The organism is Aequorivita sp. 609, assembly GCF_014212065.1.
In the GTDB taxonomy this organism is placed as follows: domain Bacteria; phylum Bacteroidota; class Bacteroidia; order Flavobacteriales; family Flavobacteriaceae; genus Aequorivita; species Aequorivita sinensis.
Window position 1 is genome coordinate 402,438 of record NZ_JACJVM010000006.1, and the last position, 15,512, is coordinate 417,949.

Here is a 15,512-nt window from a genome sequence, read left to right on the forward strand (position 1 = left end):
TAAAATGCTGTTGTTCTGCTTTTTCTAGTTTTTAATTAATTCTATTATAATTTTTCCGGAATCCACTTAGTTTCTTCCGCGTTGCTATCCTTAGACAACTTTCGTGCCAGTACAAATAGGTAGTCAGATAGTCGGTTTAAATACATAAGCACACGGTCGTCAACAGGTTCATTTTCATTTAAAAGCGTTGCTCGACGTTCAGCTCGACGGCATACCGTACGGGCAATGTGACAATATGACACTGTAGTGTTGCCACCTGGCAAGATGAAATGCGTCATAGGGGGTAGTACATCATTCATTTTGTCCATTTCTGTTTCCAATAGCACTATGTCTTCTTCTTCAATTTTAGGGATGTTTAAACGCTCTTTTCCACTTTTTAAAGTAGCTTTTGCAGGATCAGTAGCTAAAATTGCTCCAAGTGTAAATAATCTATCTTGAATAAATGTGAGAATTTCTTTACTACGAGAATCGATATCTTGTGTGCGAATTAACCCTAAATACGAATTTAGTTCATCTACAGTTCCGTAGCTTTCAATTCTAATATTGTGCTTGGGAACGCGTGTGCCACCAAAAAGAGCGGTAGTACCTGCATCACCAGTTTTTGTATATATTTTCATTTTAATTATAATCTTGTTTGTGATTACCAAATTTACAAAATACTATACTAAATAGTAAGTGCTTTGGTGTAAGAAACAAATTAGTGTGTAATTGTATAAAAGGTTAATCTAATAAATCTGGCCTGCGTTCTTTTGTGCGTTTATAAGCTTGTTCTTCACGCCATTCTTCAATTTTTGCAGCATGACCACTAGTAAGAACTTCTGGCACAGTCCAGCCTTTGTATTCTGCTGGACGGGTATAGATGGGCGGTGCTAATAAATTATCTTGAAAAGAATCTGTCAATGCACTAGTTTCATCACCTAATACCCCAGGAAGCAATCGGATAACTGCATCACAAACTAAGGCTGCTGCAAGTTCGCCACCGCTTAACACAAAATCGCCCACAGAGATTTCTCTAGTGATAAAATGATCGCGAACACGTTGATCTACACCTTTGTAGTGACCGCAAAGGATAATAATGTTTCCTTTTAGCGAAAGCTCATTGGCAACTTGTTGGTTAAAAGTTTTCCCATCTGGCGTCATATAGATTATTTCGTCGTAATCTCTTTCTGCTTTTAATTCGGATATACATTTATCGATGGGTTCAATCATCATTACCATTCCTGCACCACCACCAAATTGATAATCGTCTATTTGTTTATAGGCATTAGTAGACCAATCGCGTAGATTGTGGGTGTGAACTTCCACTAATCCTTTTTCTATAGCACGTTTTAAAATAGATGCCTCAAACGGACTTTGAAGTAATTCAGGTAGGACGGTAATTATATCGATTCGCATTGGGATGATCTTAAATGATATGTGATTTTAATTAGGGTAAAAGTAAGGAATTGGCTCTTAAAATCAACCATTCTTGATTTCTCGTTCCTTCTTACGTCTAGCGCGTTCTTCATCTCGCGCTTTTTTACGTAACTCACGTTTTTGTTGTGGCGTGAGTTTCATAGGTTTATCTTTAATTTCATGGTTGGTTTTAGAAAAAGTTTTTAACCACGCATTTTTAAAAATGTCTTCAAAACTTGACCAAGCATCAGAATTTTCATTTTTTAAACTTCCTTCAAAAAACACTTTTAGTTCGAATGTTTCAAGGTTCTGATTCTTTAAAATAAAATTAAAAAACTCAGAATATCCATCCCAGATTTCAACTGTAAAGTTTTCTGCGTTTCCCGTTAATTGCGTATTTGAAAATATTGGCTTAACATAACCTTTTATGTTTTCGTTTATAACAGTTATCTCACTTTTTACACTGAAATTACCTTGCTTAAATTCTAAACCTGTGTAGTGATTTGTGAAGTTATTTAAATTGCTTGTTTCTGTGTTGCCTACTGTGAAAAACAAATTCATGTCAGGGATTTTTTTTGAAAAATTCATATAACCTTCCAAAAATACCTTTGTATTGCTAGGGGTGAAACCTGATGCTCGGATAGGGGAGTTTAGTAGTCTTTTCTTTTCAACAACATTACTCAAATTGTCGGTGTAAAGAGCTATATCGTTAATTTCAAAAAATATGTTGGGTTGCTCGTAATCTTCCAAGAAAGTCAATTTTCCCTGTTTAACTTCAAGACGGTTAATGTCTATCATTATGAGCTCTTTAAAGATTTTTGGCCAATCATTTACGTTTATTCCATTTGTTTCATTTTCTTTTAAAGAAAAAGCGACTTCTGGATTAGTCAGAACAACATCACTTACTAACTTGGTTTTAAACAGCGTCTTCCATTCAATAGAAATATCAGTTTTAGGTATGCTAAGAAGGGGCTTTTGAGATTTTGTAGTGTTTTTATTTAAGTGTAGTCCTTTTATAGTGTAAGCCCCGCGAAATATAAAAACATCAACATCCACCACTTCACCGTAATACCCTGAAATATTATTGAGAGTTTTATTTAAATGATTTTTTAAGAAAAAAGGAAGGTATAAGCGAAAAGCGAAAATTAGAATTAAAAATGCTAATGGAATTATGAATCGCTTTTTTTTGAAGTAAGATCGCTTTTTCTCTAGTGACATGAAAGTCTAAATATAAATCAAACAAATTTGAGAGAAAGCCTAATAATTCTCAGTTAATGAACTCATAAAAAACTTTGCGTCCTAATGATTTTCGAGATAATGATTTATCACAGAATCAGTGAGGACGCAAAGATATAAACTAAGGGAATTTAAAATTTACCCTTGTATTTAGCTACTAGTAATAAGTAAATCTTCTTACTTGAGCGATGTATTTCGCTAGGCGAATTACTTGGTGGCTATAACCGTATTCGTTGTCATACCAAATGTATAGTACAACGTTTTTACCATCTTCAGTAGCGATAGTTGCATTGCTATCGTAAATAGCAGGGGCAGAAGAGCCAACAATGTCGCTAGACACTAACTCATTGTTTAATGAGTATTTAATTTGCTCAACTAAATCACCTTCTAAAGCGTATTTCTTCATTACAGAATTAATATCTTCAACTGAAGTTGGCTTAGCAAGCTCAAGGTTTAATACTACAAGTGAACCATTTGGAACAGGAACACGAATAGCGTTACTTGTAAGTTTACCAGCTAATTCTGGTAATGCCTTAGCAACAGCACTTCCAGCACCAGTTTCAGTAATAACCATGTTTAATGCAGCAGCACGACCACGACGGTATTTTTTGTGCATATTATCTACAAGATTCTGGTCGTTTGTGTATGCGTGAATAGTTTCTAAGTGACCACGAACTACACCGAAAGAATCTTCTACCGCTTTTAGAATTGGCGTAATAGCGTTTGTAGTACAAGAAGCAGCTGAGAATATATCAGTTGTATTAGGATCGTGTTCGTTTTGGTTTACACCGTGAACGATATTTGGAACTCCTTTCCCTGGAGCAGTTAACAATACTTTTGAAGCACCTTTAGCTTTTAAGTGACGGCTTAAAGCTTCTTTATCACGGAAAGCTCCTGTGTTATCAATAATTAAGGCGTCTTCAATACCGTATTTAGTGTAGTCGATATCTTCAGGGTTATTTGCTGAAATAATATGAACTGTAGTACCGTTAATGATTAACGCGCTGTTTTCAAGATCTGTACGAACAGTTCCTGGGAATTCACCGTGAACAGAGTCGTTTTGAAGTAATGAAGCTCTCTTGTCTAATACAGTTTGATCTACGTTTCCGCGAACTACAATTGCACGAAGGCGAAGTTGGTTACCTTGACCAGTACGACCCATAAGCTCACGAGCTAATAAACGACCAATACGACCAAATCCATAAAGCACTACGTCTTTAGGAACAACAGTTTTAGCTTCTTTTGCATCTTTTAGTTTTGCTGATACAAACGCAAGAGCGTTTGAATACTTGTCGTCTTCCAAGTGGAATTCGTAAGTAAGTTTTCCAATATCTAATTTAGCTGGTGGAAGGTCTAACGTTTTTATTGCTTGAGCAATTTCAACAGAGTCAAAAATTGAAATTGGCTTTTGTACAAATTCACCCGCATATTCGTGAAGGTTTAATATTTCGCTCACATTGCGGTCTATAAGTTGGTTACGGAAAAGCACCAATTCAATGGATTTATCGTACCAAAGGTCGCTAATGATTTTAATAAATTCTACTGAAGCTTTTCGGCGATCAGTTTGAAAAGACAGTTCTTTTTCATAAACGTCATCAAAACTCATAAGGAAGGATTTAAGGGTTTAAATTTGTTGCAAAAGTACTCTTTTTCATCATTTTGAAGAAATATATACAGTAAATTAAAACCAATATCTGAAAAGTATTTAAAAGACTATAAAAGAACAGTCGAGAACTAAAAGTTAAATACAACTTATATGTTCTCGACTGCGTTCAACTAACTAGAATCCTTTTCATTTAGTTGATTTAATTTTTCTTAGAAAATAAAATAATCTACCTAAATATAAAGGTGTTAATACTTCCCGCTGTATCCATGAAAGTCATTTTTATAGGGGTACGGGTGTTGCGATTCATCATAATTCGCTTTACATCATCAATGTCTTTTACGGTTTCGTCGTTGATTTTTGTAATTATTATGCCTTCAAGCTTGTATTGAGCGATTTCAGGGGTAAGTGCACGAGTTACAATTACTCCGTTTTTAAGTCCGCGTTCTTTTAGTTCTTCAGCAGTAATATTCTTTACTTCTAATCCTAAATCATCCATTGAAAATGTTTCTAGCTTTATTAGTTTAACTGCTAGAGTTTTTTCATTTCCGTTGCGAAGTACAGTAACTTCAACCACATCGTTAGGTCTTTTAGAACCTAAATACCCTGAAAGATCAGCAAATTTTGAAACTTTAAAACCATCTAATCGCTTAATAACATCACCTTCTTTTATTCCAGCTTTGTCTGCACCGCTTCCTTTTTCTATGCCTCCAACAAATACTCCTTCTGTATCGTTTATTCCATATTCTTCTGCGATTTGAGGATTTATGTTGCCAACTTGGATTCCCAAAATTCCGCGTTGTACATTTCCATATTCAAGAATATCTTCAATTACTTTTCGTGCATTGTTTGAAGGTACAGCAAAGGAGTATCCAACAAAACTTCCAGTTTCTGAAGTTATTGCGGTGTTTATTCCAATTAATTCACCTCTTGTATTCACCAAAGCACCACCACTATTTCCGCGATTTACAGCAGCATCAGTTTGAATGAACGATTGTGGATTCCCGTCAAATTGATTTAAATCACGTGCTTTAGCACTAATAATTCCAGCTGTTACTGTTGAAGTAAGATTAAATGGATTTCCTACTGCAAGAACCCATTCGCCAATCTTTATATTGTTTGAATCTCCAAAGGGGATAAAAGGAAGTTCTTCATCATCATCAATTTTTAAAAGCGCAATATCTGTTGAAGGGTCTGTACCTATTAGTTTTGCTTTATACACCTTATTGTTATTTAAAGTAACCTCTAGATTTGAAGCATTGGCAATTACGTGGTTGTTGGTAATAATATATCCATCAGGCGAAATAATTACTCCACTACCACTACCTACCATAGCTCGTGGCTGACCACCACCTTGAAAAAACTCGAATATATTGGTAGGTTGTCTACTTACTGTTATGTTTTTTACGTGAACTACTGCGTGAACTGTTTTTTCGGCAGCTTCGGTAAAATCGGTACTCATTTCAGCTGCAGTTCCTAAATAGGTAGTAGGGATAAATTTTGATGTTTCTTGCGGAGCAAATGAAATACGCTCTTCGTCTTCTAGATACTTATAGCCTCCTAGTGTAATGGCGCCCGCAAATAGCGCTACTAGAAATAAACGGAATGTTTGTTTCATTGTATAACATTTTTTAATTAATACTATTTTTTTAAATCAAATGAGATTTTGATTTTCGCTGTATCATTCGGCAATTCAGATGTTTCTTGTCTAAGAGTAAGATATATTGAAAAATCATTTTGCTAACGAATTTATCACAGCTTAACAAATTTAACAAGCATAGCCTGAAAATAGTGTGCCATAAAACCTGTTTTAACTTGTATTTAACTCAATTACTATCCTCCAACTCGTAGTGGCTTTTTATATCTTTGCGCGGATATGGAATTCACCTTTTATAAATACCAAGGAACAGGAAATGATTTTGTGATTATAGATAATCGCGATTTGTTTTTCCCGAAAGAAGATACAGCTCTTGTAGCAAAAATTTGTGACCGTCGTTTCGGCGTTGGTGCAGACGGCTTATTACTTTTAGAAAACAATCCATCGGCAGATTTTACAATGGTGTACTATAATAGCGATGGAAACTTAAGTACAATGTGTGGTAACGGAGGAAGATGCATAGTGCACTTTGCAAAGTTTTTAGGAATTATTTCAAAAAACACAACTTTTGAAGCTGTAGATGGTTTGCATGAAGCAACAGTTGAAGATGATTGGGTTTCTTTGAAGATGAATGATATTGAATCAATAAATACTTCAGAAAATTATACCTTCTTAAATACGGGTTCGCCACATCACGTTCAATTGGTTTCCAACCTTAAGGCATTCAATGTTTTTGCACAAGGGAAAGAAATCCGCAATAATATTTATGGTAAAGAAGGTTCAAACATAAATTTTGTTGAACAAGAAAATCCTGACACTTTTTCAGTTAGAACTTTTGAGCGCGGCGTAGAAAATGAAACACTATCTTGTGGAACAGGAGTTACAGCTGTAGCAATTGCAATGTTTGAAACTGGAAAGACATCCAATAACAATATTTCATTAATCACCCCAGGAGGAAACCTTCAAGTTAGTTTTGAAAAAACTGCTAAGGGTTATGAGAATGTATATTTAGAAGGGCCAGCAACTCAAGTTTTTAAAGGAATTTGGAAATGAAGACACTAATAGGAGAGAATTTATATTTACGTGCTTTAGAACCTTCCGATATAGATTTTCTCTATATTTTAGAAAACACTGAGTCGCTTTGGGAGGTTAGTAATACTACTACACCTTTTTCTAGATTTATTCTACAACAATATTTACAAAACAGTCATCGCGACATTTACGATGTAAAGCAATTGCGTTTAACAATTTGTAAAACTGATGATGAATCCATTGTCGGCTTTATAGATCTTTTCGATTTTGATCCCAAACATCAAAGAGCAGGAGTGGGAATTGTTATATTTTCAGATGAAAATAAGCGAAAAGGTTTTGCTTATGAAGCGTTAGAGCTAACCTGTAATTATGCTTTTAAGCATTTAAATCTTCATCAAATTCACGCAGGAATTACTGAAGATAATATAGGGAGTATGAAACTTTTTGAAAAAGCAGGTTTCTTACAAAACGGAATTAAAAAAGATTGGATTTATTCCGACAGGAAATTCAAAAGTGAATATATTTATCAACGCATTCAAGATTAACTTTCGTTAGGCACTGCCAATTGAAGTTTACTAAACCTACTTGCCCAATTAAACAATTATAACTAGTCAATCCATAATCAAATAAAATGTACATTAAAAAAATATTAATAGCTATAGTATTATTAGGTGCCGTTGCCATGGGCGGATTTGCTTGGTATGTTTACAATACAGCTTTTACTCCAAATACAGCATTCAACAATAATGAAGCTCACGTATATATTCCAACCAATGCTACTATTCATGATGTAATTGATGAATTAGAACCGCTAATAGATAATCCAGATTCGTTTTTAGCTATAGCAGATAGAAAACAATATTCTTCTAGTATTAAAGCTGGTCATTTTATTATTAGAAAAGGAATGAGCAATAACGATATTGTAAATACTCTTAGAAGTAAAAATATTCCTATAAATATAAAATTCAATAACCAGGAACGATTGGAAAATTTGGCAGGACACATTTCTAGACAAATTGAAGCGGATAGCACTTCACTTATTACGGCTATGCGTGATCCTGAATTTTTAAAAGAAGTTGGATTAAATGATGATACAGCGCTTTCGCTTTATATTCCTAATACCTATGAATTTTACTGGAACACTTCAGCAGAGACTTTTCGCGAACGAATGAAAAAAGAATACGAACGTTTTTGGAGTGATTCACGAATTGAAAAGGCTAAAAAACAAAACCTCACAAAGGAGCAGGTAATGTCTTTGGCAGCAATTGTTCAAAAAGAAACTGCAAAAGTAGATGAACGCCCTAGAGTGGCAGGGGTTTATCTTAATCGATTAAAAGTGGGGATGTTACTTCAAGCGGATCCTACGGTTATATATGCTTTAAAACGGGAGACAAATGATTATGATCAAGTGATTAAACGTGTGCTGTATAAAGATTTAGAACTTGATTCGCCATATAACACCTATAAATATGCAGGAGTTCCGCCAGGTCCTATTGCAATGCCTGATATTTCTTCGATTGATGCTGTTTTAAATCCGGAGCAACACGATTATTATTACTTTGTGGCCGATGTTACTAATTTTGGCTATCATAAGTTTGCAAAAAATCTAGCCCAACACAATGCGAATAAAGCACAATATGTTCGTTGGGTAAATAGTCAAGGTCTAAATCGTTAATTATTCACGTTTAAATTTATTTGCCTTCTTAACCCTCTAGAAATAGAGGTTTATCTTTCTTTCACAATTAATTAACATCTTGTAAATCAGGTTTTTAAAAAAAGTCTTATCTTTGCGCCCTCAAAAGAAGGTGTAGCAATACACCCGAATTTTAGAATGAATGAAAAAAAGATATTATTTTATTATCACTTTACTTGTTGTTACCGTAATAGTAGGGACAGGTTTTAATGCAAATGAAAGCAACTACGATTTTTCAGTTTTTAGTACTGAAGGTATGGAGTTGAACTACAATGTGCCCACAGAAGACGAGCTAATTCCGTTAGACGCTCCTCTGAAACCTAAGTATTATTTATTCTTAGGAAAATCTTATTTAGGATTTAAAGAAGCTCTTGGTTTTAAAGAATCAAGAGGAGATTATCATGTAGTTAACCCTTATGGGTATATGGGAAAGTATCAGTTTTCAAAAAACACCCTGAAAATGATGGGACTTAGAGATGCTGATAACTTTCTTTATAACACTCGTCAACAAGAAGCAGCTTTTATGGCTTACACTTCTTTAAACAAGTGGATTTTACGTAAAGATATTAAACGAACTGTTGGCAAAGTAGTAGGAGGGGTTAAAGTTACAGAATCTGGTATCTTAGCGGCAGCGCATTTAGCAGGTGCTGGAAATGTAAAGAAGTTCCTTAGAAGTGGCGGTGCAGATGGTTTTGAAGATGCTAATGGCACTTCCATCCGTTACTACTTGCGAAAGTTTTCAGGCTATGATACTTCACATATTGTGCCTAATAGAAAACCAAGGATAATGTAATTAAACACTATCCGTGAATGATAAATAGGGTGGGTCTTTTATGAAGGTCCACCTTTATTTTTTTCCAAACACTCGCTGGAGCTGTTTTAATGTACTCCGAAGGCAAAGTAATGTCACAAGCAACACATATTCTAGTTTGTGGATTTAAGATGTCTATCAAGCTTTGAAGCATCTGGTTGTTACGATATGGCGTTTCAATAAAAAGCTGTGATTGATCGAAGTCTTTAGATAGCTTTTCTAGACGTTTTAATTCAGATTTTCTTTCACTTTTTTCGATAGGCAAATATCCATTGAAGGTGAAGTTTTGTCCGTTAAAACCACTTGCCATCATTGCAAGTAAAATGGAAGATGGTCCTACAAGAGGCACTACTTTTATACCATTCTCGTGAGCGTAATGAACCGCTCTTGCACCAGGATCGGCAATACCAGGACAACCAGCATCGCTTATAACTCCCACATCAAATCCTTCTAAACAGGGATTCAGCATAGCGGGAATTTCTTCAGGCTGAGTGAATTTGTTTATTTCTTGAAGCTTTAAAGAAGATTGTTCTTTCTCTGGGGAAATACTTTTTATAAACCTCCTAGCATTTTTTTGATGCTCTACAATATAATGGTCTATTTTTTCAATAGTAGTTTGTACTGATGCTGGAAGCACAGCTAAAGGTGGTACGTCGCCTAAAGGGCAGGGTATAAGGTAAAGTTTTCCTTTTTCGGGCCTCATTATTGTTATTATTGAGTTATTAATTTTATGACAACAGCTTGTTCTTTTTCAGAAGTTATTTTCCTGAGGTATATGCCAGAATTCAAACTTGATATGTTCATTTTCTTATTGTCAGAAAGTACGTTTTCTTCAAATTAGGTAAGATTGAGTGTTATTAATTATTATCGTTAAATATTAATAACTACTAAGAGGCTTGAAGCGTCTATTAAAGTTTATTAGCAATTACTTCGCAAGCTTCATCTAGCATTTTGTAAACATTATCAAAGCCTGAATCTCCTCCGTAATAGGGATCTGGAACATCTACATTTTCTCCAGGGAATATTTCGTTTAAAATAAGTTTTACCTTACTTCTATGCTCGACATTTTTCGCAAGATCCAACACGTTTTCTTTGTTGGAATTATCCATAACGTATATGTGGTCAAACTCATCAAAATCATTAAGGCTGAATTGTCTTCCGCGTTGATCGGTTATGTCTAAATTATTTTTTTTAGCAACTGCAATACTTCTGCTGTCTGGTTTACTACCTACATGCCAGCTACCAGTACCTGCTGAGTCTACAATTACCTTTGACGAATCAACTTTAGATTTTAAAATGCCTTCGGCTAAAGGAGACCGGCAAATATTGCCTAGACATACCATTAAAACTTTTGTTTTTGCCAAAATGAAAATTTAAAGATTTGTAAAATAAAGTAAACGATTATTTGCTTAATTCTAAATGAGAACTAAATTATAAAGTCAACTTTTTGTTTAGATCTTCAACATACTTACGGAACTGCTTATCGGTGCTAGAAAGATTATCAACAGTTTTACATGCGTGTAATACAGTTGCGTGATCTCGCTGACCTATTTGTGAGCCGATAGAAGCTAGTGATGCTTTGGTTAGTTTTTTAGCAAAGAACATCGCTAATTGTCTAGCTTGTACAATATGTCTTTTTCGTGTTTTAGACTGAAGCGTGCTTACATCCATTTGGAAATAATCACTAACTACTTTTTGAATGTACTCTATAGAAACTTCACGCTTGGTGTGTTTCACATAGTTGTCAACAATCTTACGAGCAAGATCAATTGTAATTTCTTTTTTGTTGAATGATGAATGAGCAATTAAAGAAATAATAGCCCCTTCAAGTTCACGTATGTTGGTTTTAATGTTGTTTGCCAAAAACTCTATAATGTCTTCAGGCATATCAACACCATCACGGTATAATTTACTCTTTATAATTGCAATTCTTGTGGCGTAATCTGGGTGATTTAATTCTGCAGATAATCCCCACTTAAAGCGTGATAGTAATCGCTGTTCGATATCAATCATATCTACAGGTGCCTTATCACTTGTTAAAATAACCTGCTTTCCATTTTGGTGTAAATGATTGAAAATATGGAAGAAAACATCTTGAGTTCCAGCTTTACCCGAAAGCAGTTGAATGTCGTCAACTATTAATACATCTATTATTTGATAGAAGTGAATAAAGTCGTTTCTATTATTTTTAGTAACAGATTCTATATATTGTTGTGTGAATTTTTCAGCAGATATATACAGAACAGTTTTTTCTGGATATTTATCTTTTATGTCAACACCAATAGCGTGTGCTAAGTGAGTTTTTCCTAAACCTACCCCTCCAAATATCAACAGTGGGTTAAACGATGTTCCTCCTGGTTTGTTTGCTACTGCTAAACCTGCAGAGCGTGCCAAACGATTAGACTCTCCTTCTAGGAAGTTTTCAAAGTTGTAATTAGGATTTAATTGAGATTCAATCTTAACATTTCTAATTCCAGGAATTACAAATGGATTTTTTAATTCAGGACTTTTATTTTTTAATGGTACATCAATTTCTTGTGATCGTAAATTGCTGCGGTTGGCACTAGGAATTTTTTCAGTAAAGGGTTGCTTATTGCCATATGTATTTTCCATACGGATTATATAAACCAACTTGGCGTTCTTACCTAATTCTTTGGTAAGAGCAACTTTTAAAATTTTCACATAGTGCTCTTCTAGCCATTCGTAAAAAAACTTACTTGGCACTTGTATGCTGAGAGAGCAGTCAGCTAATTTAACGGCTTTAATTGGTTCGAACCATGTTTTATATGCTTGAGAAGAAATGTTGTCTTCTATAAAAGCCAAGCAGTTATTCCAAACCGATTCCGCAGTCTTGCTCATAATTTAATCTTGAATAATTTATTTTTAATTTTAGATGTGGCTAAAAAATAACGGATGGAGAGTTTCCGACCTATTTCCTAACAGTGCAAATATGTGAACAAAATAGTTATAAAAAAAACCACTTTGGGGTTGAAATATTCAATTTTTTTCGTCATACTCCACTTTCGATAAAGCTACAAAAAACTTTTATCAAACACTCACATATTTGCAAGAAGGCAGTTGTAAAAATAAGAAAGCGCTATTAAAAAATTAATTAGTTGCTTGTTTTATTTTACTTAGATAAGTTTTAGGTTTTAATAGAACTAAACGGAAAGACTTATAAGCAGTGGGATTTGTTTTAAATTGCTGGTTATAAGCGCGATAACTGTTTATGTTTTTCAGGCAATTGTTAAACATATTTTGCGGAAAAATTATTCGAAATTAATTTCTTTTTCCTGAAAAAATAAAGTTTCTGTTTTCAATTAATTTTTGAAATTTATAATCAATCTAAACTGTTTTAAAATTGATAAATTTAATTCGTGATTTTAAAAAAAGAAGCATTAAAATTTAAGCAGGTTTTTGAAATCTACAATTGGATGTTTAAACTTTAAATTGTTGATAAAGGTTGTTGAAAAGTGCAATAATTTTATCGGTTATTTTAAGACGCCTTAATTTAAAAATCATCAAATGTAATATCAGATATTAGTTTTTCTGATACTATTCTTGTTTATCTTCTTCCTTGATGATTTTTACTTTGTATGTATTTTCAAAAAGTTCAAAAATTCTATCTGCATCTTTTTTTCTAACAGAAATTTCGAACTCACAATTCAGTTCAAGTTTCTGATTTACGATTTTGATGTTTTCGTCTTTTAAAATTCGCATTACAGTATTCATTTCAGGATATTCACATTGTACAAAAAAGATTTCGTCTATAGTTTTAGTGTGAATTCGGCAAGTTTCTAATGCCATTTGCGCAGTAGTTTTATACGCTTGTATTAATCCGCCCACCCCAAGCTTTGTTCCGCCAAAATAGCGCACAACTACCACCAATATATTAGTAACATCAAAAGATTGCAATTGACCGTATATTGGCATTCCAGCGCTATTTGAAGGTTCCCCATCATCATTTGCGCGATAATGTTCGTAGCTTTTGCCTAACTGCCAAGCATAACACCAATGTCGTGCACTGTAGTGTTGCTTTTTAAGATCTTCTAAATGCTCTTTAATTATTTCTTCTGAAGTAACAGGAAAAGCATAGCCAAAAAACTTACTTCCTTTCTCTTTGTAAAGAACTTCTTCCGATGGTTTTAAAATGGTTTTATATGTGTCTTTTTCCGTTTCCAAAAGTGTGTTTTTAATTTTTAAACTACCATTTTTCCAAAGCTATAAATAATATACTTAGCACAGCCAACCCAATTCCAATCCAGTTTTTTCTCAATAACTTTTCCTTAAAAAGTAAAATACCTAACATTGTTGAAGTCATTACAATCGCAACGTTATTTACAGTAAAAACTCCAGAGCTTTCAAGTATATTGCTGCGTAGTGCTTCAACTAGAAAGTAAACGGAAAAGTAGTTTGGAATACCTAAAGCAATTCCACCAAATAGGTTTTTAAATTCAAACTTAAAACTTCCTTTAACTAATTGAAATATTAGTATTGCAAATCCAATAAGGCCTGCCATGGCATAAATTGTTGCTGAAAATATTGGGATATCGTTTTTAGCAATAAACTCGCCTTCTAAATATTTGATAGTTGTGTCTATGGTGCCACTCCCTAAAAATACCAGAACAGGAAAAATAAAATTTGATAATTTTATTTTAATTCCATCTTTAGTTTTAATAGAAGCTAGGTACACAGCAACTAAAGCGAGGATAATTCCAATAATTTTAAAAAACCCAAGACTTTCTTTATAATATAATAACCCGAATAGAATTGGGATAACTACACTCATTTTTGTAGCTACTGAAACCACCGAAAGTCCACTGCGTTGTGTTGTTATCGCCATTAGGTTGAAAACCAAAATAAATAATCCACCTAAACCAAGGGCAAATGGAAACCATTCAAATTGTGGTACTTCAGAAAATTTTATTGAATTTTTTTGAAGGATAATTCCGCAGATACAAGCAGTAACATAATTAAACGTAAGGGCTTGAAAAGTATTGATTTTAAAACGTGAAAAAAGCTTAAAAACCACAAAAATCATTGTGGAAGAAAGTATGCTAAAGAGAAGCGCTATCAAATGCTAGGGTTTTTAAATATTCTTAATGTATCTTCCTTTATCATTTTTTCCGAAGAAATATCACCTTTAAAAAGAGGGGCCTTTATTCCTTCGCTAAAAGTGTTGTTTCCTGTAAAAACATACGCTTCATCCCAAAGTGACGCGTCGATGAATGCTTGTAAGGTATTTGAACCTCCTTCAATGATTACAGATTGAATATTGTTTCTGAAAAGAACATTACAGATTTGTTGTGGGATATTCTTTTTGAAATCTAATTTCTCAAATTCAATATTATCTGAAATTTTGCTCTCTTTATTGTTAAAAACAATAGTTTTTACATTCGCATCAAAAACTGAAACATCTGGCGAAATTTTTAAGGTTCTATCGATAATAACTCGCACTGGATTTTTGCCATGCCAATCTCTTACTGTGAGTGTTGGATTGTCTTCTAAAACAGTATTAGTGCCGACTAAAATTGCCTGTTCTTCAGCTCGCATTTTATGCACAATTTGTCGTGAAAATTTATTTGTAATCCAGACTGGTTTTTTTTCATTTCGTGTTTCGCTCTTTGGGGCGATAAAGCCATCCGTTGTTTGCGCCCACTTCAAGAAAATATAAGGTCTTTTTTTGGTGTGAAACGTAAAAAACCGCTTGTTAAGTTCGTTACATTCCTTGTCTAAAATTCCAACAATCACTTCGCATCCAGCTTCTATAAGTCTTTTAATTCCACGGCCGGCAACTTGAGGGTTAGGGTCTAAGCTCCCAATTACAACTTTTTTAATCCCAGATTCAATTATTAGATTGGCGCAGGGTGGAGTTTTTCCAAAATGACTGCAAGGCTCTAGACTTACATATATTGTAGCATCTTTTAAGAATTCTCGATTTTCTATGCTTTTTAAGGCGTTAACTTCAGCGTGTGGTTGTCCTGCTTGATAATGCCAGCCTTCGCCAATAATCTTATTATTGTGTACAACAACGCTTCCCACTAACGGATTTGGATAGGTGGTTCCTAGTCCGTTTTTAGCGAGTTGTATACATCGCAACATATATTTTTCGTGTATCTTCACAGCGTAAAAATACAAGGTTTTA

15 protein-coding genes and 1 pseudogene are annotated in these 15,512 nt (G+C 34.0%); 4 read left to right on the plus strand and 12 right to left on the minus strand.

Going from position 1 to position 15,512, the window contains the following annotated elements; translation table 11 throughout:
- Positions 1 to 44: 44 nt before the first annotated feature.
- From H4O20_RS05275 to H4O20_RS05295, 5 genes are all read right to left on the minus strand, one after another.
- Positions 45 to 617 (minus strand): cob(I)yrinic acid a,c-diamide adenosyltransferase, encoded by a 573-nt coding sequence (locus H4O20_RS05275; protein ID WP_139855104.1) that lies wholly within the window; start codon positions 615 to 617, stop codon positions 45 to 47.
- Between the two features lie 103 nt (positions 618 to 720).
- Positions 721 to 1,395, minus strand: a complete 675-nt coding sequence (gene trmD, locus H4O20_RS05280) for a tRNA (guanosine(37)-N1)-methyltransferase TrmD (protein ID WP_165147329.1) — start codon at positions 1,393 to 1,395, stop codon at positions 721 to 723.
- A 63-nt stretch (positions 1,396 to 1,458) separates the two neighbouring features.
- Positions 1,459 to 2,613 carry a DUF748 domain-containing protein gene (locus H4O20_RS05285; RefSeq protein ID WP_185098505.1) on the minus strand — a complete coding sequence of 385 codons (1,155 nt, stop codon included), beginning with the start codon at positions 2,611 to 2,613 and terminating at the stop codon, positions 1,459 to 1,461.
- Positions 2,614 to 2,788: 175 nt separating this feature from the next.
- Entirely contained in the window at positions 2,789 to 4,237 is a 1,449-nt protein-coding gene (locus tag H4O20_RS05290) for a glyceraldehyde-3-phosphate dehydrogenase (RefSeq protein WP_185098506.1), read from the minus strand.
- 226 nt (positions 4,238 to 4,463) lie between these two features.
- On the minus strand, positions 4,464 to 5,852 hold the full coding sequence (locus H4O20_RS05295; RefSeq protein ID WP_185098507.1) for a trypsin-like peptidase domain-containing protein: 1,389 nt from the start codon (positions 5,850 to 5,852) through the stop codon (positions 4,464 to 4,466).
- A gap of 258 nt (positions 5,853 to 6,110) precedes the next feature.
- Between H4O20_RS05295 and dapF the strand changes: the two genes are divergently transcribed.
- The 4 genes from dapF (at position 6,111) to H4O20_RS05315 (ending at position 9,349) form a co-directional block, all read left to right on the plus strand.
- Positions 6,111 to 6,884: a diaminopimelate epimerase gene (gene dapF, locus H4O20_RS05300; protein ID WP_185098508.1), complete on the plus strand. Its 774-nt coding sequence runs from the start codon at positions 6,111 to 6,113 to the stop codon at positions 6,882 to 6,884.
- Positions 6,881 to 7,408 carry a GNAT family N-acetyltransferase gene (locus H4O20_RS05305; RefSeq protein ID WP_185098509.1) on the plus strand — a complete coding sequence of 176 codons (528 nt, stop codon included), beginning with the start codon at positions 6,881 to 6,883 and terminating at the stop codon, positions 7,406 to 7,408. Before dapF ends, H4O20_RS05305 begins: the two co-directional genes overlap by 4 nt.
- A gap of 86 nt (positions 7,409 to 7,494) precedes the next feature.
- Positions 7,495 to 8,538 carry an endolytic transglycosylase MltG gene (mltG, locus tag H4O20_RS05310; protein WP_139855111.1) on the plus strand — a complete coding sequence of 348 codons (1,044 nt, stop codon included), beginning with the start codon at positions 7,495 to 7,497 and terminating at the stop codon, positions 8,536 to 8,538.
- Positions 8,539 to 8,698: 160 nt separating this feature from the next.
- Positions 8,699 to 9,349, plus strand: a complete 651-nt coding sequence (locus H4O20_RS05315; protein ID WP_139855112.1) for a peptidoglycan-binding protein LysM — start codon at positions 8,699 to 8,701, stop codon at positions 9,347 to 9,349.
- A 7-nt stretch (positions 9,350 to 9,356) separates the two neighbouring features.
- Here the strand turns inward: H4O20_RS05315 and H4O20_RS05320 are convergent, their stop codons facing one another.
- From H4O20_RS05320 to ribD, 7 genes and pseudogenes are all read right to left on the minus strand, one after another.
- On the minus strand, positions 9,357 to 10,070 hold the full coding sequence (locus H4O20_RS05320) for an SAM-dependent methyltransferase (RefSeq protein ID WP_139855113.1): 714 nt from the start codon (positions 10,068 to 10,070) through the stop codon (positions 9,357 to 9,359).
- Between the two features lie 8 nt (positions 10,071 to 10,078).
- Positions 10,079 to 10,180 (minus strand): annotated as a pseudogene (locus tag H4O20_RS15310) (hypothetical protein); the annotation flags it as partial.
- Positions 10,181 to 10,275: 95 nt separating this feature from the next.
- Entirely contained in the window at positions 10,276 to 10,710 is a 435-nt protein-coding gene (locus H4O20_RS05330; protein WP_139855288.1) for a low molecular weight protein-tyrosine-phosphatase, read from the minus strand.
- Between the two features lie 88 nt (positions 10,711 to 10,798).
- The gene (gene dnaA, locus H4O20_RS05335; protein WP_139855115.1) at positions 10,799 to 12,226 is read right to left on the minus strand and encodes a chromosomal replication initiator protein DnaA; all 1,428 of its coding nucleotides are present in this window, start codon (positions 12,224 to 12,226) and stop codon (positions 10,799 to 10,801) included.
- 696 nt (positions 12,227 to 12,922) lie between these two features.
- Complete coding sequence (locus H4O20_RS05340; RefSeq protein ID WP_139855116.1) at positions 12,923 to 13,549, minus strand: YigZ family protein; 627 nt, start codon at positions 13,547 to 13,549, stop codon at positions 12,923 to 12,925.
- 22 nt (positions 13,550 to 13,571) lie between these two features.
- Positions 13,572 to 14,444 carry a DMT family transporter gene (locus H4O20_RS05345; RefSeq protein ID WP_139855117.1) on the minus strand — a complete coding sequence of 291 codons (873 nt, stop codon included), beginning with the start codon at positions 14,442 to 14,444 and terminating at the stop codon, positions 13,572 to 13,574.
- Positions 14,441 to 15,490: a bifunctional diaminohydroxyphosphoribosylaminopyrimidine deaminase/5-amino-6-(5-phosphoribosylamino)uracil reductase RibD gene (gene ribD / locus H4O20_RS05350; protein WP_179951774.1), complete on the minus strand. Its 1,050-nt coding sequence runs from the start codon at positions 15,488 to 15,490 to the stop codon at positions 14,441 to 14,443. Before ribD ends, H4O20_RS05345 begins: the two co-directional genes overlap by 4 nt.
- Between the last annotated feature and the right edge of the window lie 22 nt (positions 15,491 to 15,512).